Annotated in this window: 16 protein-coding genes; 9 read left to right on the plus strand and 7 right to left on the minus strand. The window is 56.8% G+C overall.

What is annotated here, in order from left to right; genetic code table 11:
- Positions 1 to 18 precede the first annotated feature (18 nt).
- Genes GOX66_RS12240 through GOX66_RS12255 form a run of 4 tightly spaced genes read right to left on the minus strand, consistent with a single transcriptional unit; the run spans position 19 to position 4,016 of the window.
- A complete protein-coding gene (locus GOX66_RS12240) occupies positions 19 to 345 on the minus strand; it encodes a cytochrome o ubiquinol oxidase subunit IV (RefSeq protein ID WP_170763011.1) in 327 nt (108 codons plus the stop codon).
- Entirely contained in the window at positions 338 to 970 is a 633-nt protein-coding gene (locus tag GOX66_RS12245; protein ID WP_170763013.1) for a cytochrome c oxidase subunit 3, read from the minus strand. The genes GOX66_RS12240 and GOX66_RS12245 overlap by 8 nt, the downstream gene beginning before the upstream one ends.
- On the minus strand, positions 967 to 3,057 hold the full coding sequence (locus GOX66_RS12250; protein WP_170763015.1) for a cbb3-type cytochrome c oxidase subunit I: 2,091 nt from the start codon (positions 3,055 to 3,057) through the stop codon (positions 967 to 969). The genes GOX66_RS12245 and GOX66_RS12250 overlap by 4 nt, the downstream gene beginning before the upstream one ends.
- Positions 3,054 to 4,016, minus strand: a complete 963-nt coding sequence (locus tag GOX66_RS12255; RefSeq protein ID WP_336509470.1) for a ubiquinol oxidase subunit II — start codon at positions 4,014 to 4,016, stop codon at positions 3,054 to 3,056. The genes GOX66_RS12250 and GOX66_RS12255 overlap by 4 nt, the downstream gene beginning before the upstream one ends.
- A gap of 186 nt (positions 4,017 to 4,202) precedes the next feature.
- On the opposite strand from GOX66_RS12255, the gene GOX66_RS12260 reads away from it, so the two are divergent.
- The 7 genes from GOX66_RS12260 (at position 4,203) to GOX66_RS12290 (ending at position 13,673) form a co-directional block, all read left to right on the plus strand.
- Positions 4,203 to 5,438 (plus strand): lytic murein transglycosylase, encoded by a 1,236-nt coding sequence (locus tag GOX66_RS12260; RefSeq protein WP_170763017.1) that lies wholly within the window; start codon positions 4,203 to 4,205, stop codon positions 5,436 to 5,438.
- A 402-nt stretch (positions 5,439 to 5,840) separates the two neighbouring features.
- Positions 5,841 to 7,469, plus strand: a complete 1,629-nt coding sequence (locus GOX66_RS12265) for a peptide ABC transporter substrate-binding protein (RefSeq protein WP_170763018.1) — start codon at positions 5,841 to 5,843, stop codon at positions 7,467 to 7,469.
- Between the two features lie 66 nt (positions 7,470 to 7,535).
- A complete protein-coding gene (gene oppB / locus GOX66_RS12270; protein ID WP_170763020.1) occupies positions 7,536 to 8,459 on the plus strand; it encodes an oligopeptide ABC transporter permease OppB in 924 nt (307 codons plus the stop codon).
- A gap of 10 nt (positions 8,460 to 8,469) precedes the next feature.
- Positions 8,470 to 9,399, plus strand: coding sequence for an ABC transporter permease subunit (locus GOX66_RS12275; RefSeq protein WP_170763022.1), 930 nt, complete (start codon positions 8,470 to 8,472; stop codon positions 9,397 to 9,399).
- Between the two features lies 1 nt (position 9,400).
- Positions 9,401 to 11,206 carry an ABC transporter ATP-binding protein gene (locus tag GOX66_RS12280; RefSeq protein WP_170763023.1) on the plus strand — a complete coding sequence of 602 codons (1,806 nt, stop codon included), beginning with the start codon at positions 9,401 to 9,403 and terminating at the stop codon, positions 11,204 to 11,206.
- A gap of 194 nt (positions 11,207 to 11,400) precedes the next feature.
- Positions 11,401 to 12,294: a UTP--glucose-1-phosphate uridylyltransferase gene (locus GOX66_RS12285; RefSeq protein WP_170763025.1), complete on the plus strand. Its 894-nt coding sequence runs from the start codon at positions 11,401 to 11,403 to the stop codon at positions 12,292 to 12,294.
- Positions 12,295 to 12,596: 302 nt separating this feature from the next.
- On the plus strand, positions 12,597 to 13,673 hold the full coding sequence (locus tag GOX66_RS12290) for a DUF2793 domain-containing protein (RefSeq protein WP_170763027.1): 1,077 nt from the start codon (positions 12,597 to 12,599) through the stop codon (positions 13,671 to 13,673).
- 33 nt (positions 13,674 to 13,706) lie between these two features.
- Here the strand turns inward: GOX66_RS12290 and fcl are convergent, their stop codons facing one another.
- Together fcl and gmd are read right to left on the minus strand one after the other, a co-directional pair.
- Positions 13,707 to 14,684, minus strand: coding sequence for a GDP-L-fucose synthase (fcl, locus tag GOX66_RS12295; protein WP_170763029.1), 978 nt, complete (start codon positions 14,682 to 14,684; stop codon positions 13,707 to 13,709).
- Between the two features lie 10 nt (positions 14,685 to 14,694).
- The gene (gene gmd, locus GOX66_RS12300; protein ID WP_170763031.1) at positions 14,695 to 15,819 is read right to left on the minus strand and encodes a GDP-mannose 4,6-dehydratase; all 1,125 of its coding nucleotides are present in this window, start codon (positions 15,817 to 15,819) and stop codon (positions 14,695 to 14,697) included.
- Positions 15,820 to 15,976: 157 nt separating this feature from the next.
- Here gmd and GOX66_RS12305 point away from each other — a divergent pair, with 157 nt between their 5' ends.
- Together GOX66_RS12305 and GOX66_RS12310 are read left to right on the plus strand one after the other, a co-directional pair.
- Positions 15,977 to 17,281 carry a UDP-glucose dehydrogenase family protein gene (locus GOX66_RS12305; RefSeq protein WP_170763033.1) on the plus strand — a complete coding sequence of 435 codons (1,305 nt, stop codon included), beginning with the start codon at positions 15,977 to 15,979 and terminating at the stop codon, positions 17,279 to 17,281.
- Positions 17,282 to 17,888: 607 nt separating this feature from the next.
- Positions 17,889 to 19,409 (plus strand): trimethylamine methyltransferase family protein, encoded by a 1,521-nt coding sequence (locus tag GOX66_RS12310; RefSeq protein WP_170763035.1) that lies wholly within the window; start codon positions 17,889 to 17,891, stop codon positions 19,407 to 19,409.
- A gap of 307 nt (positions 19,410 to 19,716) precedes the next feature.
- On the opposite strand, the gene GOX66_RS12315 is transcribed toward GOX66_RS12310, so the two are convergent.
- Positions 19,717 to 20,619, minus strand: a complete 903-nt coding sequence (locus tag GOX66_RS12315) for a LysR family transcriptional regulator (RefSeq protein ID WP_170763037.1) — start codon at positions 20,617 to 20,619, stop codon at positions 19,717 to 19,719.
- Between the last annotated feature and the right edge of the window lie 97 nt (positions 20,620 to 20,716).

The raw sequence follows: 20,716 nt of genomic DNA on the forward strand, positions 1-20,716 counted from the left end.
GTTCATGCGGATTCTTCATCACATTGGGAAAGTGTGCATTCGCACCGCCAGATTACCCATGATCCAAACTGTTCCAAGGATAATAATCAGCAGAACAAGTGTCGAAAACAAAACAAGGTCAAGGTCTTCACGGCTGCTGCGGCGCCGGTCGATATGCAGGAAATAGACCAACTGAACGATCAATTGAGCCAGCCCCAGCAGACAGATGGATAGATACACGCCCTTGGTTTCGATCCCGTATTTGTAGGCGATCAGAAATACCGCCAACGTCAGCAGAAGCGACCCGCCATAACCGATCACATAACGGCGGCGCTCTCGCCGATGCATCTCACTGCGCTTATCCATAGGTCAGGCCTCCGAAATAAACGATGGTAATGATGCCGATCCAGATCAGGTCAAGGAAGTGCCAGAACAGGGCAAGCCGCACCACGCGCGACATCAGCAAATCGGTCAGGCCGAACACACGCAACTGGATGCCCAGCACAATCAACCATAAACAACCGGCCGCGACATGAAGCCCATGCAACGGTACAAGACCATAAAACGCTGAAAGGAATCCACTGCGCTGCGGTATCCCGCCCTGCTCCGCCATTGCGATGAAATCGCGGATTTCCAGCACCAGAAAACTGAGCCCCAACACAAGCGTCACACAGAACCACAGCACGATCCGTATTCGTGGCAGATTGTATTTCAGGGCCAGCATCGCCAACCCCACTGTGAGGCTGCTGGTCAACAGGATCATCGTTTGCGCAAAAATGCTCTTCAGGTCAAACAGCTCATGCGGGCCCGGTCCGCCTGCCTGCGCGTCGATCATGGTAATATAGATGGCGAACATCAGGCCGAAATAGACCAGATCGCTCATCAGAAAGACCCAGAAGCCAAAGGTGACGACCTGACTGGCCTTGTCGGCGCTGGCATGCCGCCGACCGAGGTTAAGCCCCGGGTAGCTGTGTGTCGGCGCGCGCTTCAAGTGGCGGCCTCCAGATCTGGGCGTGCGAGGCCGCGGTTTTCCGGAGCGCTTTCATAGTCACGGTCAACGGGTGTCGCATTGTGAACCAGATCAAGCCAGGCTTCGTGCCGCTTACGCACTTCCGCGGCGGGGATGACTTCTTCGGTATCGATTCTGAAGGTCCAGAGGATGAACGACAGCAACATGAGAACGGTCATCAGTGCCGCGAGCCACCAGATCCACCAGACCAGCGCGAACATCCAGACGCCACTGAGTACGCACAGCATGAACCCGATCCCGGTATTGCGCGGCATTGTGATGTCCTCGTATGCGTCCGGTGTCGGGTAGGCTTCCCCACGTTCTTTGGCGGCAGCAAAATTATCCCGGTCCGTCACTTTCGGGATGATGGCAAAGTTGTAGGGTGGCGGCGGTGCCGGAATTGACCACTCCAGCGTATGCGCGTCCCACGGATCCCCAACCGGAACCCGGGTCTTTTCGCGGTCGCGAATGCTGACCCACAACTGGACAATCACCGACAACAGAGCAGCCAATATTACCAAAGCACCCAGGACGGCGATGATCATGTAGGGATGAAAACTCGGATCTTCCCAGCTGAAAGACCGGCGCGGCATTCCCATTAGACCGACAAAATACAGCGGCAGGAAGGTAAGCATGAAACCGACCGTCCACAGCGCAACTGTGACCCGGCCCCAGAACTCGTTCAGGCGGAAGCCGAAAGCCTTGGGAAACCAGTAATTGTACCCGGCCAGCAGACCGAACAGCACGCCCGGCAACAGTACGTTGTGGAAGTGGGCGACCAGAAACAGGGTGTTGTGAACCTGATAATCGACCGTTGGATTGGCGAGGATCACTCCGGACAACCCTCCGATGACGAACAGCATCAGGAAGGCCAATCCATAGAGCATGGGTACCGAAAACCGGATCCGACCCCGGAACAGTGTCGCCATCCAGTCATAGACCTTCACGCCGGTCGGGATTGCAATCAGCATTGTGGCAATGCCGAAGACCGCGTTGATCAACGCGCTTTGGCCCATGGTGAAGAAGTGGTGCAACCAGACGGTAAAGGACAGTACCGCAATCGACATCGTGGCGATGACCAGCGAGTTGTAACCATAAAGGCGCTTGGCCGAGAACGTTGAGAAAACCTCGGAATAAATGCCATAGGCCGGAAGCACCAGCAGGTAGACCTCGGGGTGGCCGAACAGCCAGAACAGATTGGCATAGTTCATCATGTTGCCGCCGAGATCATTGGTGAAGAAATGGAAATCCAGATAGCGGTCGGCGGCCAACAGCAGCGCCGCAACGCCCAGAGGCGGCATGGCAAAGATGATCAGGATCGAACTGCAAATGATTGTCCAGCAATACATGGGCAACCGCATAAATTTCATTCCCGGCGCACGCAGTTTGTAGATCGTGACGGCAAAGTTGATGCCGGTCAGGGTCGTGCCGATGCCTGAGACGACGATGGCCCAGATCCAGTAGTCCGGTCCGACACCGGGATTGAACGCGGCACCGGTATAAGGCGGATAGGCCGTCCATCCGCCGGTCGAGAATTCTCCGACCAACAATGACACCATCAGCATCATCCCGGCCGAAACGGTCAGACCCAGACTGATCTGGTTCATTACCGGGAAAGCCACATCGCGTGCACCAATCATCAGTGGGACAAGGAAATTTGCCAGGCCAAATACAAAGGGCACCGCAACGAAGAAGATCATGATCGTTCCGTGGGTGCTGAACAGCTCGGCAAAATGCTCGGCCTCAAGGAAACCGTCACCCGGCCCAGCCGCCTGCTGGGCGCGCATGACCACGCCTTCCAGCACGCCACGCGCCAGCATGACGATGGCAAATACAATGTACATAATGCCGATCTTCTTGTGATCGGCGCTGGTCAGCCAGTTGCGCCACAACAGCCCCCATAGGCGAAACCACGTCAACGAACCGACCACGGCGATGACACCTATGATCACAATGGCGGCGGCAGAATTTGCAACGATCTCATTGGCGTTGGGCGTCTGGATCAGGCCTACAATTGGGAAGGCGTCCCAGTTCAGGCGGCCGAAGAAACCGGATTCGGTGGTGGTCATTGCGAGGCCTCCTGCCCGAATGCAATGGTTCCGGGTTGCTGATCAATGGGCAATGGTTCTCCGCCGTGGTACCGATGCAGAATGGACTGAAACAGATCGCCATCCTCTAAAGTGAAATACAAAGCGGTGTCTGGCATTTGCTCAGTACCCAGCGCGGCCTGAACCTCATCCCGGTCAGTGCGCATGGCCAATGCGCGATAGGTATCCGGGTCCAGCGGAATGCCGTTGGTGCGCACGCCTTCAACCCAGGCGTTGAAATCTTCGGGCTGCATCGCCAGTGTTTCGAATTTCTGTTTGGTGAAGCCGCGGCCATTGTACTGCGTATTCTCACCCTGCATTGTCTCGGGCGTATCCGCCACGAGGTGCAGTTGCGTCGTCATACCAGGCATGGCGTAAATCTGACCAGCCAAGGCAGGGATCATGAAGGATTGCATCACGGTGTCCGTGGTCAGCGTCATCGCGACCTGTTGTTTAACCGGTAGCCCCAACTCTCCGACACTTGCGATACCCAGATCGGGGTAAATGAACAGCCATTTCCAATCAAGACCGACAACCTGAACGTTCAGCGCAGGCGTTTCACCAAAGCGGGTTGCGTAGGGGTCCAACCGGTGCGTTGCCTTCCAAAGATAGAATGACAAAAGCGCCACGATCACGACCGGCACGCCCCACATCACGAATTCCAGACCGGCGGAGAAATCCCATTTGGGCCGGTAGGCGGCATCGGCCCCTTTGCGTCGCCGGTAACGCAAGGCAATCAGGGGCACCAAAACCAACACAGGGATTACCGCGACCAGGATCAGCACAGTTGCACGCAAAAGGTGGGTTTTCTGGACGGCCGCGATCGGGCCCTGTGGATCCATGAAACTGTCGCTCGCCCATGCCATCTGCGTCGATGCCGCAATGATCGCGACCGCTGCCGGAACCGCCAATAACACAGATAAGGGTTTGAGTGGGGCCACGCCTGATTGTCCTCTTCTCCCTTTGCCTCCGGCCAACTATCGGCAGAGTCACGGGATTTCTCAAGGATTTTCCGAAACTAATGATTTTCGCACACCACACATGAACACCCTTGGCGTTAGGCACATGCAAAAGGAAGCCGACGTTGCAGTTGACTTGCATTCACGGTCAGGTGAGACATTTTGGTAATGCGTTGGATCATTTTCACCCTCAGTCTCTGGTGCCTGTCTTCAAGCGTTGCAGCACAGGATCGTGCGGCTGTCGAACGGCAATTTCAGAACTGGCTACAGGATACTGTCTGGCCGCTGGCGAAAGCCAAAGGCGTCTCTCGCCGCACCATGCGACAAGCTTTTGAAGGGGTTACCCTGAACTGGAAGCTGCCGGATCTGATTCCGCCGGGCAGTTCGGCGCAAACTCCAAAACAGCAAAAACAGGCTGAGTTTGGCTCGCCTGGTCGCTACTTCAATGCAGGTTCGGTTCAGGGGGCCACATCTGTGGGTCGCCAGATGGCGCGTCGGCACGCGGCGGTGCTGTCACGTGTCGAGGCCGAAACAGGAGTTCCCGGACGTATCATATTGGCCATCTGGGGACGTGAGAGCGGTTACGGTCAGGTTCCCATTCGTCACGATGCATTTCAAGTGCTGGGAACCAAGGGTTTCATGAGCGCTCGTGCGGATTACTTTACCGGCGAACTTATTGCCGCTCTGCAAATTGCCGAGTCAGGCCACGCGCCACCGGGCACATTGAAAAGCAGTTGGGCCGGGGCGCTTGGTCAGCCACAGTTCATGCCTTCGAACTTTCTGACCTATGCAGCGGACGGGAGCGGTGACGGGCGATCCGATATCTGGGGTTCAGCCGAGGATACAATCGCGTCCATCGGAAACTTCCTTGCCCAACATGGCTGGATCACCGGGCGCGACTGGGGCTTCGAAGTCACGGTCCCGGCCTCGGTTTCCTGTGCGCTGGAGGGCCCGGATCAAGGTAAGCCAGTTCAGGACTGGGCAGCGATTGGGATTACCCGGGTTTCGGGCAAGCCTTTTCCGAAACATGAACTGGCCGGTGAAGGATACCTGATGATGCCTGCGGGCCGAAACGGACCCGCTTTCCTTGTGACGCCAAATTTCTATGTCCTCAAGGACTACAACAAAAGCGATCTCTACGCTCTGTTCGTGGGCCATGTCGGCGACCGCATTCAATACGGTGTCGGAAACTTTACAGGGCGCTGGGGCAAAGTCGGCAATCTGTATCGGTCCGATGTCGCAGCCATGCAGCGCGCTCTTGAACAGAAAGGCCACGATGTCGGAGGCGCGGACGGATTGCCGGGATTCAAAACGCGCCGTTCGATCGGCCGATGGCAGCAGACAGCGGGCCGCGCGCCAACCTGCTTCCCCGAAGCTCGTATGAAAACGGACCTGATCCGCTAGCGATTCGCGCTGGACCCGACGTCAAAATCGGCTCCAACCAGAGCATTGCGGACGAGCACACGACTGCCCCCTTCACAAAAATGTCAAGAAGCCGTCGGGTTTCATTATTATATTTCCGGTACAGTCCCTGTTTCATTCACAATCCGCCTCTGGTTGCCCAAATTGTAGGCAAAGGCTTTAACATTTTTTTAAATAGTGCCACGTTCGGCGACAGTGAAAGGCAACTTTTGCAAACACGTTCCCGACTGCAAACCGAAAGACTGCGACGCGGTGTTCATTGCGATCTGACAAAGCAAAATTCGAACCAGTCCCGGTCTCTCTGGGTCGGACAAACATGGTGGCCAGCAACCATCCTGAAAGGATGTGCGTGCCTTGCCGCCAAAAAAACGGGAGTTGAAAAACATGAACAAGTACATTCGGACGTCTCTGGCGGGTCTACTGACTTCGACCATGATCACCGGTGCAGCCTTTGCTGCCGGCACCCATCCGGAAACCGGCGAAGCGCTGGCGGATGACCAGACCTTCATCTATCGCCTTGGAGACGAGCACAGCTCGGTCGACCCGCAGGTTGTAGAAGACACATACGGCGCGGAAATTACCCGCGACCTTTTCGAAGGTCTGATGAACCAGGACGAAGATGGCAATCTGGTTCCCGGCGTTGCCACTGGCTACACCGCCAATGACACCAAGGACGTCTATACTTTCACCCTGCGCGACAACGCAAAATGGTCCAATGGCGACCCGGTCACTGCAGGTGATTTTGTTTATGCCTGGAAACGCGCTGTCGATCCAGAACTGTCCTCGCCCTATGCCTGGTTCATGGAACTGATGTCGATCCAGAACGCTGCCGAGATCATTGCCGGGGACAAGTCGATTGACGAACTTGGCGTCAAAGCCATCGACGATCACACGCTGGAAGTCACGCTGAGCGCGCCGCTGCCGTACTTCCCGCAGATGACCACGCACTCGACCACCTTCCCTGCCCCGCAGAAAGTGATCGAGGAACATGGCGACGCCTGGACCCGCCCTGAAAACATCGTCTCGAACGGCGCCTACATCCTGACTGAGCATGTGCCGCAGGAACGTTCGGTTCGTGAGCGCAACGAAATGTATTGGGACAACGAAAACACCATTCTCGACAAAGTGGTTGCTCTGATCATCAACGACGAGAACGTTGCCCTGACCCGCTACCTCGCCGGTGAGCTGGACCGCACTGAAGTTCCCGCAGGTCAGTTCCCGCGTCTGAGCCAGGAACACCCTGAAGAAGCGATCAGCTTCCCGCGCCTGTGTAACTACTATTACACGTTCAATCTGTCCGATGGCGGCCCCGAAGCCTTCAAAGACCCCAATGTCCGTCAAGCCCTGTCGCTGGCAGTAGATCGTGAGATCATTACCGAAAAAGTGATGGCGGGCGGCCAGCCGCAAGCCTACACCTTCGCGCCCGAAGCGACCGCAGGGTTTACCGTGCCCGAAGTTGAAATGGCCTCGATGACCCAGGCCGAACGGGATGAACTGGCCAAGGAATTGCTGGCAGGCGCGGGATTTGGCCCGGACAATCCACTGAGCTTTGAGATGGTCTACAACACCAACGAAGACCACAAAAAGGTCGCCGTTGCACTGAGCCAGATGTGGAAACAGAAGCTGGGCGTGAATGTCGAGCTGGCCAACATGGAATGGAAAGTGTTCCTGGAAGAGCGCGGCAACCAGAACTTTGATCTGGCCCGTGGCGCATGGTGCGGCGACTACAACGAGGCGTCCACCTTCCTTGACTTGCTGCAATCGCAGTCGGGCTATAACGACGGCAAATACGCCAACGCCCGTGTCGACGAACTGCTGACCGAAGCCAAAACTGCCGACGATCCGGCACCTCTGTACACTGAGGTTGAACGTATCATTGCGCAGGAAACTCCGGTTATTCCGATCTACCACTATGCTGGCGTCTACATGATGGACAGCGACGTTGGGAACTGGCCCATCGATAACGTCGAGCAGAACTGGTACTCGAAGAACCTCTACAAGCGCGCCGAGTAATCGTCTTTGAACCGCGCCCTGCCCCGGGACCGCCCGGGGCAGGGCCAATAAACATGGGGGCATGAAATGCTTGCCTATAGCCTAAGGCGACTACTGGTCGCCATACCGACGATCCTGTTGCTGATCGTCGCCTGTTTCTTTTTAATGCACTACGCGCCTGGCGGGCCCTTCACCTCAGAACGGCCTCTGCCGCCTGCGGTTCTGGCCAATATCGAGGCACGCTACGGGCTGGACCAGCCGCTGTGGAAGCAGCTGTGGGACTACCTCTACAACATCGTCGTGCATTTCGATTTCGGTCCGTCCTTCAAGTTCAAGGACCGGGATGTGAATGACATCATCGCGCAGGGCTTCCCGATCTCGCTGACCTACGGCTCGCTGTCGTTTCTGGTCGCCACGTCCATCGGTGTAGCACTCGGCATAGCCGCCGCGATCAAACATAACAGCTGGATCGACTATTTCGCCGTCGGTCTGGGGATCGCGGCGCAAGCGCTCCCGAACTTCATCATGGGCCCGATCCTGATCCTGACCTTCACGCTGTGGCTGGGCTGGCTGCCGGGCGGCGGCTGGAATGGTGGTCAATGGCAATATCTGGTCATGCCGGTAATCGCCCTGGCGACGTCCTACATGGGGTCCATCGCGCGGATCACCCGGTCGTCGATGCTCGAGGTGCTGAACTCGAACTTCATCCGCACCGCCCGAGCTAAGGGGCTGCCGACCCGCACCGTGATCTGGCGCCACGCGCTGAAACCCACGCTGCTGCCGGTGGTGTCCTATCTGGGACCGGTTTTCGTCTACGTTCTGACTGGTTCGGTATTCGTAGACATCTATTTCTCGACCGGTGGTTTGGGTCAGGCTTACGTCGGCTCGGCCCTGTCGAGAGACTATGCCGTGCTGTTGGGTGTCACCATCCTTTATGGCGCGCTGACCGTTATCGTGAACCTGTTGACCGACCTGGCTTATGCCTGGTTCGATCCGAAAATCCGTTACTGAGGGGCTGGCAATGCTTGGAAAATCTCAAAAAGCCGCCCACCTGGCCGAAGACATCACCGATTACACAGCCATTCAGGGGCGTTCGCTGTGGCAGGACGCGCGGATGCGGTTTGTCCGCAACAAGGCCGCAATGGCCAGCGTACTTATATTGGGCCTGATCGTTCTGTTCACTATTGTTGGCCCCTATTTCGCCGTATGGACCAACGAGGAGATTGACTGGAACGTCATGGGCGACGTGCGCGGCATGGGGATGCCGTCTGTCGAAACCGGACACTTTTTCGGTGTCGACGACCTGGGGCGTGACCTCTACAGCCGGGTCATTCAGGCAACGACAATCTCGCTGCTGGTGGGCCTGATCGGCGCCGCGACGGCGCTGATCGTCGGCACCTGCTATGGCATTGCCGCAGGTTATATCGGCGGACGCACTGACAGTCTGATGATGCGTTTCGTCGATATCATGCTGGCGATACCGACGACACTGATCATCATCCTGTTGCTGGTGGTGGCCGGACGGTCGTTCGTTACGCTGTTCATCGCCCTGGGCGCGGTCGGCTGGCTGACCATGGCGCGGATCGTGCGCGGCCAGACTCTGACCCTGAAAAACCGCGAGTTCATCGAGGCCGCCCGCGCCGCCGGTGTCAGCGAATTCACCATCATGTACCGCCATATCTTACCCAACCTGTTGGGCGTGGTGATCGTATATGCCTCGCTTCTGGTGCCTGAAATGATCCTCATCGAGAGTTTCATCTCATTCCTGGGCCTTGGCATTTCGGAGCCGTACACGTCGCTCGGCCGTCTGATCGCCGAAGGGGCAGGAACGATGGCCTACGGAACCCTGTGGCAGCTGATGTACCCCCTGACATTCTATGTCGCCATCATCATCTCGATGTTCTTCATCGGCGATGGATTGCGTGACGCTCTGGACCCGAAGGATCGCTGATATGTCTCTGTTCTCCGTTAAGGACCTGAGCGTCCAATTCGATACCCCCGATGGCGTGGTCGAGGCCGTCAAAGGCATCAGCTTCGACATCAACCCCGGCGAATGTCTGGGCATCGTCGGCGAAAGCGGGTCGGGCAAAAGCCAGACCTTCATGGCCGCGATGGGATTGTTGCCTCCTGCCGGGCGGGCCTTGGGATCTGCCACGCTGAACGGCAACGAAATCCTGAACCTGCCGATCAACAAGCTGAACAAGATCCGTGGCGATGATGTCGGCATGATCTTTCAGGACCCGCTGACCGCCCTGACCCCGCATTTGCGGATCGGCCAGCAAATGCGCGAAGTTCTGCAAGTGCATGAAGGGCTGCAAGGTTCGGCCGCGCGAGCGCGTTGCCTGGAATGGCTGGACCGCGTGCGGATTCCCGAGGCCAAACGGCGCCTGGACCAGTACCCGCATGAACTGTCCGGCGGGATGCGCCAACGGGTGATGATCGCGATGTCGATGCTGTGCAATCCCAAGCTGCTGATCGCGGACGAACCGACTACCGCGCTCGACGTGACCGTGCAGGCAGACATTCTGGACCTGATGGTACGGCTGCAAAAGGACGAAGGCACCGCTATTGCCCTGATCACCCACGACATGGGTGTTGTCGCCCGTATGTGCGACCGCATTCAGGTAATGCGTCTGGGCCAGTTCGTCGAGGCCGGTGACACGCGTGAAATTTTCCGCGCACCTCAGCACGAATACACCCGTACCCTGCTGGATGCGATGCCCCGGATCGACGCCGGTGACGCACCCAAAGCGTTGGAAAAGGTCGAGGAACCGCTGCTCAAGGTTGATGACGTCAAGGTTCACTTTCCGATCCATGTCAAAGGCGGGTTGTTCGGGCATAAAGTTCCGCTGAAAGCGGTCGATGGCGTCAGCTTCGACATCCGCAAGGGTGAAACGCTGGGTGTGGTCGGCGAGTCGGGCTGCGGGAAATCCACGTTGGCCCGGGCCGTGTTGCAGCTGATCGAACCAAGTGCAGGCAACGTCAGCTGGCTGGGCCATCCTATCGTCGGGTTGAAACGCGCCGAGTTGAACAAGTACCGCAAAGACCTGCAGATCGTGTTCCAGGACCCGCTGGCCAGCCTCGATCCGCGCATGACGATTTCGGCCTCTATAGCCGAGCCGTTGAAAACCTATCGCCCTGATCTGACCGAGCGCGAACGCAAGGAAATGGTCGCCGAGATGATGGAGCGTGTGGGCCTGAAAGCCAACATGATCAACCGTTATCCGCATGAGCTATCTGGCGGGCAGAACCAGCGAGTGGGAATCGCCCGGGCGATGATCAACAAGCCCAAATTGATCATCTGTGATGAGGCGGTTTCGGCGCTCGACGTGTCCATTCAGGCTCAGATTGTGGAACTGTTGCGAGAACTGCAACAAGAGTTCGGCCTTTCGATGATCTTTATCAGTCACGATCTTTCGGTGGTACGCGCGGTATCGAACCGAATCATGGTCCTGTATCTGGGTCGAATCGTCGAGTTGGGCGATGGCGAGGTAATCTGCTCGGACCCGGTTCACCCTTATACAAAGTCACTGATCTCGGCAGTGCCGATCCCGGATCCGGATGTAGAACGTTCCCGCCAACGTCTGAAATTGCCGGGAGAATTGCCCTCGCCCATGGATCCGAAAGCCGCATTGCGGTTCCTTCCCAGTCGTCTATCCGCGGGCCAATCGAGCTATGTTCCACAGCTTAGCGAGATCGCACCCGATCACTTTGTTGCCGAACATGACCCGCTAGAGGTCATTATGGCGAAAACCTGATGACCTGTCCCGGCGCCTGCAAAAAGGCGCCGGGAGAATGTGGTTAACTTTGACTCCACCGCATCGAGATGGCACTTTTTGACCTGTTATTGTTTAAGGACACAGGTAGCGTTGATTGTTCGGGCGTTGCGTCCTAATAGGAATGACCGGCCTCACCATACCCAGCCGGGACTGAATTTATTTTGAGAGGTAGCATGGCACGCAAGGTCACAAAGGCGATTTTCCCAGTTGCAGGGCTAGGTACCCGCTTTCTGCCAGCGACGAAATCGGTTCCCAAAGAGATCATGACCCTGGTCGATCGCCCGCTGGTGCAATACGCCATTGACGAAGCCCGTGCAGCCGGCATCACCGAATTCATTTTTGTAACTTCGCGCGGCAAATCTGCGCTTGAAGATTATTTTGACCATAACCTTGTCCTGGAACAGGAATTGAAGGCAAAAGGTAAGGACGACCTGCTGGAAACCCTGGATGCCACCAACATGGAAAGCGGGGCAATTGCCTATATCCGCCAGCACAAAGCACTGGGGCTGGGGCATGCGGTCTGGTGCGCGCGTCGTCTGATCGGAGATGAACCATTTGCGGTAATGCTTCCCGATGACGTTATCGCAGCCGACAAGCCTTGCCTTCAGCAGATGATCGAAGCGTATGAAGAAACAGGCGGCAACATGGTTGCTGCCATGGAAGTTCCGGCAGACAAGACCAGTTCCTACGGGGTGCTGGATGTGTGCGAAAATATCGGCAAAGTCGTTCGCGCGCGCGGTATGGTCGAAAAACCCAAGCCGGGCGAAGCCCCCTCGAATCTGGCCGCCATCGGTCGCTACGTTCTTGGCCCCTCGGTTCTGTACAATCTGAACCAGAAGAAAAAAGGCAGTGGTGGCGAGATTCAGCTAACAGACGCGATTGCCGAGGACATCGGAAACGGTGTGCCGGTATTTGGGTATAAATTCGATGGTCAGCGTTTTGACTGCGGATCCAAATCGGGGTTCCTGCAGGCAACGGTCGCTTTTGCGCTTGCCCGCGACGACCTGCGCGATGATCTGAGCAATTACCTGCATGACATCGTTGCGACGGGGCAGGCCGCGCAATAGCTGGTTTCCTTTTCGGTAACTCATGACTTTCACCCCAAGCCTGACGGCTTGGGTGTATCGAAGCGCGCCAATCATTCAGGTAGCTTTTCGGGTGTTGGGTCCGATCCATTAATCTAGGCCGCCAACCAAGGTACAGCACGCAAATCTCATCTTAGGCGATGCTGTTTCACCGACCTGTCCACAACGTAGTATATTAGTATTTGGTTTCGCGGGCGTCCGGTCCGGTCAGACAAGGTTCATGTGCATCGCGGCAATGTGGCGCGCAACGCAATTGCCGGACCAAAGCCACAGGAGGACGCCCCGTGTCACAGAACTCACCCCGATTGAGCCTGCCTTTTCTGCAACCTTCTCAAGCCCAGAAACATGTCACCCATAACGAGGCACTGCGCCAGCTGGATATGATTGTTCAGTTAAGTGTAGCCTCGACAAACGCAATAAACCCACCCGCCGTACCGAACCAAGGCGAGATTCACGCATTGGGCGCATTCCCGACAGGTGATTGGACGGGACAGACCGGGATGCTTGCGGCGTGGCTGGACAACGCCTGGCATTTCATTGCGCCCGGCACCGGATGGCGCGCATGGGACGAAAGCGCCGGTCAGCTGAAAATTTGGGATGGCGGCACATGGATCGATCCTCCGGTTGCGACTCAAAACCTGGATGGAGTGGGTGTAGCCACCGGGTACGACAGCACAAATCGCCTGTCCGTGCGGTCCCCGGCGACACTGCTTAGCCATGACGGAAACGGGCATCAATTAAAGATCAACAAGGCCAGTGCAGGCGACACCGCATCCCTGCTGTTTCAGTCCAACTGGACGGGACATGCTGAATTGGGACTGTCCGGAAACACCGGCTTATCCATCAAGGTCTCGCTCGACGGAGGCACATGGACCGAAGCGCTGAGTTTTGACCCCGCATCCGGAACCGCCAGTGGCGCCGCCGTTCAGGCCAGTGCCGACGACACGACGGCCGGTCGCCTGATGCGCGCGGACTACGGATACGGCCCGGGCAATCTGCTGGGAACCGTCGCCGAAAACGCAGGTACTCCGACGGGTGCAGTGATTGAACGTGGCACCACAGCCAATGGAGATTACGTCCGGTTTGCGGACGGAACGCAGATTTGTACTGCCACGTTACCGGCAATGGACTGCACGGTTGCAGACGGTGCGTTATTCACCAGCAATTTGGCGTCCTGGGATTTTCCTATCGCCTTTGCGACCGGCACCACGGTCGCTGTCAGTGGAAGCGGCAGCATGACCAACCGTTTTGTTGGCTTTGACGCACCGACAGAGGCAACAGTAACGTTTAAGGTCCTGTCAATTTCAAACGATGCGACAATCATATCGCCAACGGCCACCGCAATTGGCCGCTGGTTCTGACCGGCCAAACCGCCCGGCCCTTTGATCGGGCGGTTACTTGGCCCGCAGATCCGCGTCCGCCTGATCCAGGAACCATGCATAGGTTTCACGGATACCGTCTTCGAGCCCGATCCGCGCGCGCCATCCCATATCGGCCAGGCGGGATACATCCATCAGCTTGCGCATGGTGCCGTCCGGTTTGCTGACATCCTGCGTGATCCGCCCGGTAAACCCGGTGATCTTGGCCACCAGTGCAGCCAGTTCGGCGATCGAGATATCCTCACCGCAGCCCACATTGATATGGCTCAGCATCGGCTGGGTGTTTGCCTCATATACCTCGCGCGGCAGGTCGAGTACGTACAGAGAGGCCTCGGCCATGTCACCCACATGCAGGAATTCGCGGCGAGGTTTACCGGTGCCCCAGATCACGACTTCGTCCAGACCGTCGCGCTGCGCCTCGTGGAATCGGCGGATCAGAGCGGGCAGAACATGGCTGTTTTCAGGGTGGAAGTTGTCACCCGGGCCATAAAGGTTGGTCGGCATGACCGAACGGTAATCGACCCCATGCTGACGATTATAGCTTTCACACAGCTTGATCCCGGCGATCTTGGCAACCGCATAAGGTTCATTGGTAGGCTCCAGGACGCCTGTCAGCAATGCGTCTTCTCGCATGGGTTGCGGGACGGCCCGAGGATAGATGCACGAGCTTCCCAACTGCAGCAGATGTTTGACCCCGGCAGCAAAGGACTGATGAATCACATTGCACTCGATCATCAGGTTTTCGTAAATGAAATCAGCCGGGTAAGTGTTGTTGGCGTGAATGCCGCCAACTTTGGCTGCGGCCAGAATGACCACATCCGGGCGCTCGGCCTGCATAAACCCTCGCACAGCTGCCTGATCGGTCAGATCCAGCTCGGAATGTGTACGGGAAATCAGCTCAAGCGCTTCACCCGCCGCCTGCCGGTCCTGTAGACGGCGCAGGATTGCACCGCCAACCATGCCGCGGTGACCCGCAACGTAGATTTTACGCATAGTGCCCTCCTCAGCCGTTTTCCAGGCTCACCGGCAATTCGTACCCGTGTTCTTTCAACAGCGCATGGCGTTTCGCCGTTTTCAGGTCCTCGACAACCATCTCGGCGCACATTTCCTGCACGGTCAATTCAGGCACCCAACCTAGCTTGGTTTTGGCGTTCGATGGATCACCCAACAGTGTTTCAACTTCGGCCGGGCGGAAGTACTGCGGATCGATACGCATAACCACATCGCCGGGATTCAGTGCCGGAGCATTGTCGCCCTCAATGGATTTAACGGTCGCGATTTCATCCACGCCTTGGCCCGAGAATTCCAGCGTGACACCCAATTCGGCAGCAGACCATTCAATGAACTGACGAACCGAATATTGCACGCCCGTTGCGATTACAAAATCCTCGGGGTTGTCCTGTTGCAGCATCAGCCACTGCATCCGCACATAGTCTTTGGCATGACCCCAATCCCGCAGACTGTCGATATTACCCATGTAAAGACAATCTTCGAGGCCCTGCGCAATATTCGCCAAACCTCGCGTGATCTTTCGCGTCACAAAGGTTTCGCCACGACGCGGGCTTTCGTGATTGAAGAGGATGCCATTACAGGCATACATCCCGTAGGCTTCGCGATAATTCACGGTGATCCAATAGGAATACAATTTGGCCACCGCATAGGGCGAACGTGGATAAAAGGGCGTCGTCTCACGCTGGGGCGTTTCCTGAACCAGACCATACAGTTCTGACGTAGAGGCCTGATAAAACCGTGTTTTCTTTTCCAGCCCCAGAAAGCGGATCGCTTCTAGTAGGCGCAGGGTACCGATCGCGTCTACATCGGCGGTGTACTCTGGCGACTCAAAACTAACGGCCACGTGGGACTGCGCGCCCAGGTTATAAACTTCGTCAGGCTGAACTTCCTGAATGATTCGCGTCAGGTTCGACGTGTCGCTCAGATCGCCATAATGCAAATGCAGCTTTGGGTTTGGATCATGAGGATCCTGGTAGATATGATCGATCCGCTGGGTATTAAAGGAAGATGCACGTCGCTTAATCCCGTGCACCTCGTAACCTTTTTCCAGCAGGAATTCGGCCAGGTAAGACCCATCCTGTCCTGTGATACCAGTAATCAACGCCTTTTTTGTCATAGTATTTTCCCACGGAATTTTGTGCGCTTATTGTCTTCTCAAGACAACAAGATGTCCCGGAATGCAACCCAAGTCGCCGGACAGCCATTGAAACCGGCGGAACTTTCCTGAATGTATGAGTGCCAATGATGTTTATTGGTCGGAAGGGTTTCATAGAATGCGTATTGCGATGATCGGAACAGGCTACGTTGGCCTGGTGTCCGGTGTATGTTTTTCCGATTTTGGACATGACGTGATCTGTGTCGACAAGGCCGATCGTAAGATAAAAACTCTGCAGGATGGTGAAGTCCCCATCTATGAACCGGGTCTGGATACCCTTATGGCCAAAAACGTGGCCGCAGGACGGTTGAGCTTTACCACCGATCTGGCTGCTGCGGTTGAAAACGCAGATGCGGTCTTTATCGCCGTTGGCACCCCCACCCGCCGTGGGGACGGACATGCCGACCTGACTTATGTGATGGCCGCCGCTGAAGAGATCGCTCAAGCAGTAACCGGCTATACAGTGATCATTACGAAATCTACTGTTCCGGTGGGAACCAACCGCAAAGTTCAAGAGGTCGTTGCCGCTGCAAATCCGATGGCGGATTTCGATGTGGCGTCAAACCCTGAATTCCTTCGCGAAGGCGCCGCCATTGACGATTTCATGCGCCCCGATCGGGTGGTTGTCGGCGTTGAAAGTGATCGGGCGGCCGATGTGATGGCCGAGATATACCGGCCACTTTATCTGCGTGACTTTCCAATCTTGACCACAGATCTGGAAAGCGCCGAGATGATCAAATACGCCGCCAACGCATTTCTGGCGACCAAGATCACTTTTATCAACGAAATTGCCGGCCTGTGCGAACGTGTCGGCGCTGACGTCAAGGAAGTGTCGCGCGGGATTGGTCTGGATGGCCGTATCGGCAACAAGTTCCTGCACGCAGGGCCGGGATATGGCGGCTCTTGCTTTCCGAAAGACACTGCAGCGCTTGCGCGGATCGGTCAGGAACATGCCTACCCAATGCAAATCACCGAAACCGTCATTCGCGTGAATGACGAGGTCAAGAAACGGATGATCGAAAAAATTCGCGAAGCCTGCGATGATAGTTTTAACGGCAAAACCATTGCGGTCCTCGGCGTGACGTTCAAACCCAACACCGACGACATGCGCGACGCACCCTCGCTAACTATCGTTCCTGCTCTTATCGGGGGTGGAGCCAGCGTTCGTGTCGTCGACCCACAAGGCAAATCCGAAGGTGAAACCCTATTGCCGGGGGTCGAATGGCTCGACGATCCTTATGTTGCCGCGAAAGACGCAGACGCCGTTGTGTTACTGACGGAATGGAACGAGTTCCGGGCTCTGAATTTGACCGAGTTGGCAGGTGCGATGAATAACCCCCGCATGGTCGATTTGCGGAACATCTATTCTAAAAGCACGACCCTGAAATCGGGCTTTGACATTTACGTGGGCGTCGGGCGTTAAACACCCGGGTTTCTGTTTCGGGGGGCGAGGATCAGCGCCAGATCCCCGACCAATTTAAAGGGGCTGTCAGCGATGCCGTCAAAGCAGTTGGCCATTCCTTATAATGCTCAATCTGGAACGGGCGGCGTTCGGAAGCCAGCAGTGGTTTTCTCGCCGGCGGCGGCAAAACAATAGATCTCCGCCGAATTCAATCCGGAACTCTTCGACTTCGACAAATTGCGAACCTCGCTTGTTAAATATACATGCAAGTTAACTGTTCCCACACCAATCTATACCGGATTGCCCATTTGGGCACAGCGGCTTTTATTTGCTGGGTTTTTGACATACCGCCTGCGATCTGGCGGTCCGCGCCGCAATACATGGCGGTGGGGCGGGAAAATTTGGCCGGACTGGCAATTCCGATATACGCCTTGGCGTAGGGCAAAACCGAAGCGCGGCCAGCTTTCCATTCACAGGAACGTCGCCATCGGTCTGGACGGATGTCGGGTTTGTGACTGACCATGAGCGAAATGATGTCGCGAACGAATACAGTTGTCGTTTCTGATGAAGTCAGGAACGGCAATTTGCGGGAGCATTCCCGAACAATCCACGAGTTGCAGGATTTATCATGCCACGCACCGCCCACCGACGCCGGGACCGTCGCAATTCGCATACATCAGAGCCTTCAACCATCACAGGCGTACGTCGCGAGATTCCTACCTATGACCTGATGCGCGCCGAAGGTCTGGAATTAATCGAGGCCCATTCGGAACGTTTGCTGAGCGAGATCGGCGTAAAGTTCATCGACGATCCCGAAGCCCTGCGCCTCTGGCGCGATGCAGGGGCGGACGTGGCAGGGGACCGGGTGCGCTTCCCGCCCGGTCTGTTGCATTCGCTACTCAAGACCGCGCCGAAACTCTTCCACCAGCACGCGCGCAACCCGGCGCGGACGATCGAGCTTGGCGGTAACAATGTGGTCTTTGCGCCCGCCTATGGTATGCCGTTCGTCAGCGACCTCGACAACGGGCGCCGATACGGGACCATCCGGGATTTCGAGAACCTGACCAAGCTGGTCTATGCCTCGCCCTGGCTGCACCATTCCGGGGGAACAACCTGCGAACCGACGGATCTGCCGGTGAACAAACGGCATCTGGACATGGTCTATGCCCACCTCAAATGGAGCGATAAACCGTTCATGGGCTCGGTGACCGCACCAGAACGTGCCGCCGACAGTATCGAGATGGCGCGTATCGTGTTTGGGCGTGACTTTGTTGAGAAAAACTGCGTGATCATGGGCAACATCAACATGAATTCGCCCTTGGTGTTCGATCACGCTATGTCAGGGGCGATACGCACCTACGCTGCAGCTGGACAATGCCCCGTCATTGTGCCTTTCGTTCTGGGCGGCGCAACGGCGCCCGTGTCGATGATCGCAGCTGTGACGCAGGCGTATTCCGAGGTACTGGTGGGCTGCGCACTTGCGCAACTCGTCCGGCCCGGCGCGCCGGTGATCTTCGGTAATTTTGTCACCTCGGTAGATCTGAGATCCGGTTCACCTTCCTTCGGCACGCCTGAATCGGCGCTGGCATCCTATGTGGCCGGGCAACTGGCGCGGCGCGTTGGGCTGCCAGTCCGGTGTTCGGGTGCGTTTACCAGTTCAAAACTGCCGGATGCACAGGCGATGATGGAAAGCGTGACCGCGTTGCACGCCTCAGTCCTGAGCGGGGCGAATTTCGTGCTGCAATCCGCGGGTTGGCTGGAGGGCGCGCTGACGCTGTCCTACGAAAAGCTGGTCATGGATGCGGATTATCTGGGCGCTATGCACCGTTTTCTGAAAGGGCTGCCGGTCGAAGAGGACGCCTTTGCGATGGACGCTTTTTCCGAGGTCGGGCCGGGCGGGCATTTCTTTGGCTGCGCCCATACGATGAGAAACTACGAGACTGCGTTCTATGAGGCTGAACTGTCAGATACGCAAGCCTTCGAAACCTGGTCCGATCAGGGCGGCACAGATATGGCGAGACGCGCCAACAGGAAGTGGAAAGAGCAGCTCAGAACCTACGAGCCGCCGCTGCTGGACGAGGGAATAGATGACGGGTTGCGCGATTTCATGGCCCGAAAGAAAGAACAGCTTCCGGACAACTGGCACTGAAATTCGAGGGAGTCGGGACCACATATGCGACTTAAGCAGTAATTCCGAACGGGTGGCCAGTTTCCGTTCGCCCACGCATGTCAATCTTGCGGATCGACATGTCTTTAGCATCGTTTCAGTTAACGTCGAGTCCCAAACCCAACCCCTGAATGCGTTGATGTAGCCTTCCTTATCAATTTGAGTGCCGACACAGGGCACCGAAGGATTTGGCGTCGATCCTCACCCTTCCCGGCGATTGCGCCGCATGGCGTGGGCGATAGTCGGACATTGCGGATCCAGGAAGGTACATGCAGGCCACACCGCCATCCTAAACGGACACAGCGCGCTGAAACCAGCGTAGCATTCGCCCGAGAGTACCATTTTCGTTGCGAACTGGGCGATGCTGCAGATAGTAAGACACCTCTCGGTCCGAGACGGATGGCCCAAGGCGCAAAACCTCGCAGTTGGCCAGCGACTGGTCGACAAGTCCACGCCAGCCGAGACCGATGCCCTCTCCGCGCCGGACGGATTGCAACAGGAATGGATAGGCATCGAAGGCCGTGAAGTTTCCGAAGGAAGGCCGCTCAAGCCGTGCATGGGTAAACCACTTGTCCCACGTCATAAAGCCCGACTCTCCGACGTCGAAATGTAGAAACAATTCAGGGGGAACTCTGGAAATGCACTCTTTCGCTTCGGGGTGGGCCGCAAGAAAGTCAGGGCTACAGATGGGAAAGGTTTCTGACCGGATCAACGGAAAACAGGGGCGATCAGACAAGCGCGACGGGTCCCAGACCACCGCGGCGTCCAACCGGCTAAGGTCGATATCCCCCAACTGGTCGGTCGTCACGACACGCACACGTCCATCGCCCAGATGGCGCCGCAGATCGGAAAAGCGCGGCATCAGCCACTGGTCTGCAAAGCCGAACGTGCAGGCCAGCGTGACCTCTTTCCGGTCGCGCGGGGCAGAGATATCCGTCCAGGCCAGATCCACATGCCCAAATCCCAGCGCGATGGCGTCGGCCAGTCGGATCGCGTTGGCCGTGGGTGTGATCTGGTTGTTGTTTCGCTCGAACAGGGGCTGTCCAAGCCTGTCTTCCAGCGTCGTGATGTGCCGGGAAACTGCTGGCTGGCTCAACCCCAGTTCATCCGCCGCGCGCGACAGGCTGGAGTGACGCACCGCCACTTCGAGAACCAGCAAGGCATTCAGCGATCCGGATGACGGCCGTATCAATCTCTCCATAACAAATTATTAGAGAGCGCATCAGATTTAGGCCAGTGTCCATTTTTAATTGTTGAGCGTAAGTTCCGCAGAAGCGAAGCGCCCATAC

It is taken from the genome of Ruegeria lacuscaerulensis (assembly GCF_013031245.1).
Lineage (GTDB): Bacteria > Pseudomonadota > Alphaproteobacteria > Rhodobacterales > Rhodobacteraceae > Ruegeria > Ruegeria lacuscaerulensis_C.

What these genes read in the sequence shown, in the direction of transcription:
- oppB (WP_170763020.1), top strand. Translation starts at nt 7,536, where the DNA reads ATGCTTGCCTATAGCCTAAGGCGACTACTGGTCGCCATACCGACGATC.
- GOX66_RS12275 (WP_170763022.1), top strand. Translation starts at nt 8,470, where the DNA reads ATGCTTGGAAAATCTCAAAAAGCCGCCCACCTGGCCGAAGACATCACC.
- GOX66_RS12250 (WP_170763015.1), bottom strand. Translation starts at nt 3,057, where the DNA reads ATGACCACCACCGAATCCGGTTTCTTCGGCCGCCTGAACTGGGACGCC.
- gmd (WP_170763031.1), bottom strand. Translation starts at nt 15,819, where the DNA reads ATGACAAAAAAGGCGTTGATTACTGGTATCACAGGACAGGATGGGTCT.
- fcl (WP_170763029.1), bottom strand. Translation starts at nt 14,684, where the DNA reads ATGCGTAAAATCTACGTTGCGGGTCACCGCGGCATGGTTGGCGGTGCA.
- GOX66_RS12265 (WP_170763018.1), top strand. Translation starts at nt 5,841, where the DNA reads ATGAACAAGTACATTCGGACGTCTCTGGCGGGTCTACTGACTTCGACC.
- GOX66_RS12310 (WP_170763035.1), top strand. Translation starts at nt 17,889, where the DNA reads ATGCCACGCACCGCCCACCGACGCCGGGACCGTCGCAATTCGCATACA.
- GOX66_RS12305 (WP_170763033.1), top strand. Translation starts at nt 15,977, where the DNA reads ATGCGTATTGCGATGATCGGAACAGGCTACGTTGGCCTGGTGTCCGGT.
- GOX66_RS12240 (WP_170763011.1), bottom strand. Translation starts at nt 345, where the DNA reads ATGGATAAGCGCAGTGAGATGCATCGGCGAGAGCGCCGCCGTTATGTG.
- GOX66_RS12280 (WP_170763023.1), top strand. Translation starts at nt 9,401, where the DNA reads ATGTCTCTGTTCTCCGTTAAGGACCTGAGCGTCCAATTCGATACCCCC.
- GOX66_RS12285 (WP_170763025.1), top strand. Translation starts at nt 11,401, where the DNA reads ATGGCACGCAAGGTCACAAAGGCGATTTTCCCAGTTGCAGGGCTAGGT.
- GOX66_RS12260 (WP_170763017.1), top strand. Translation starts at nt 4,203, where the DNA reads ATGCGTTGGATCATTTTCACCCTCAGTCTCTGGTGCCTGTCTTCAAGC.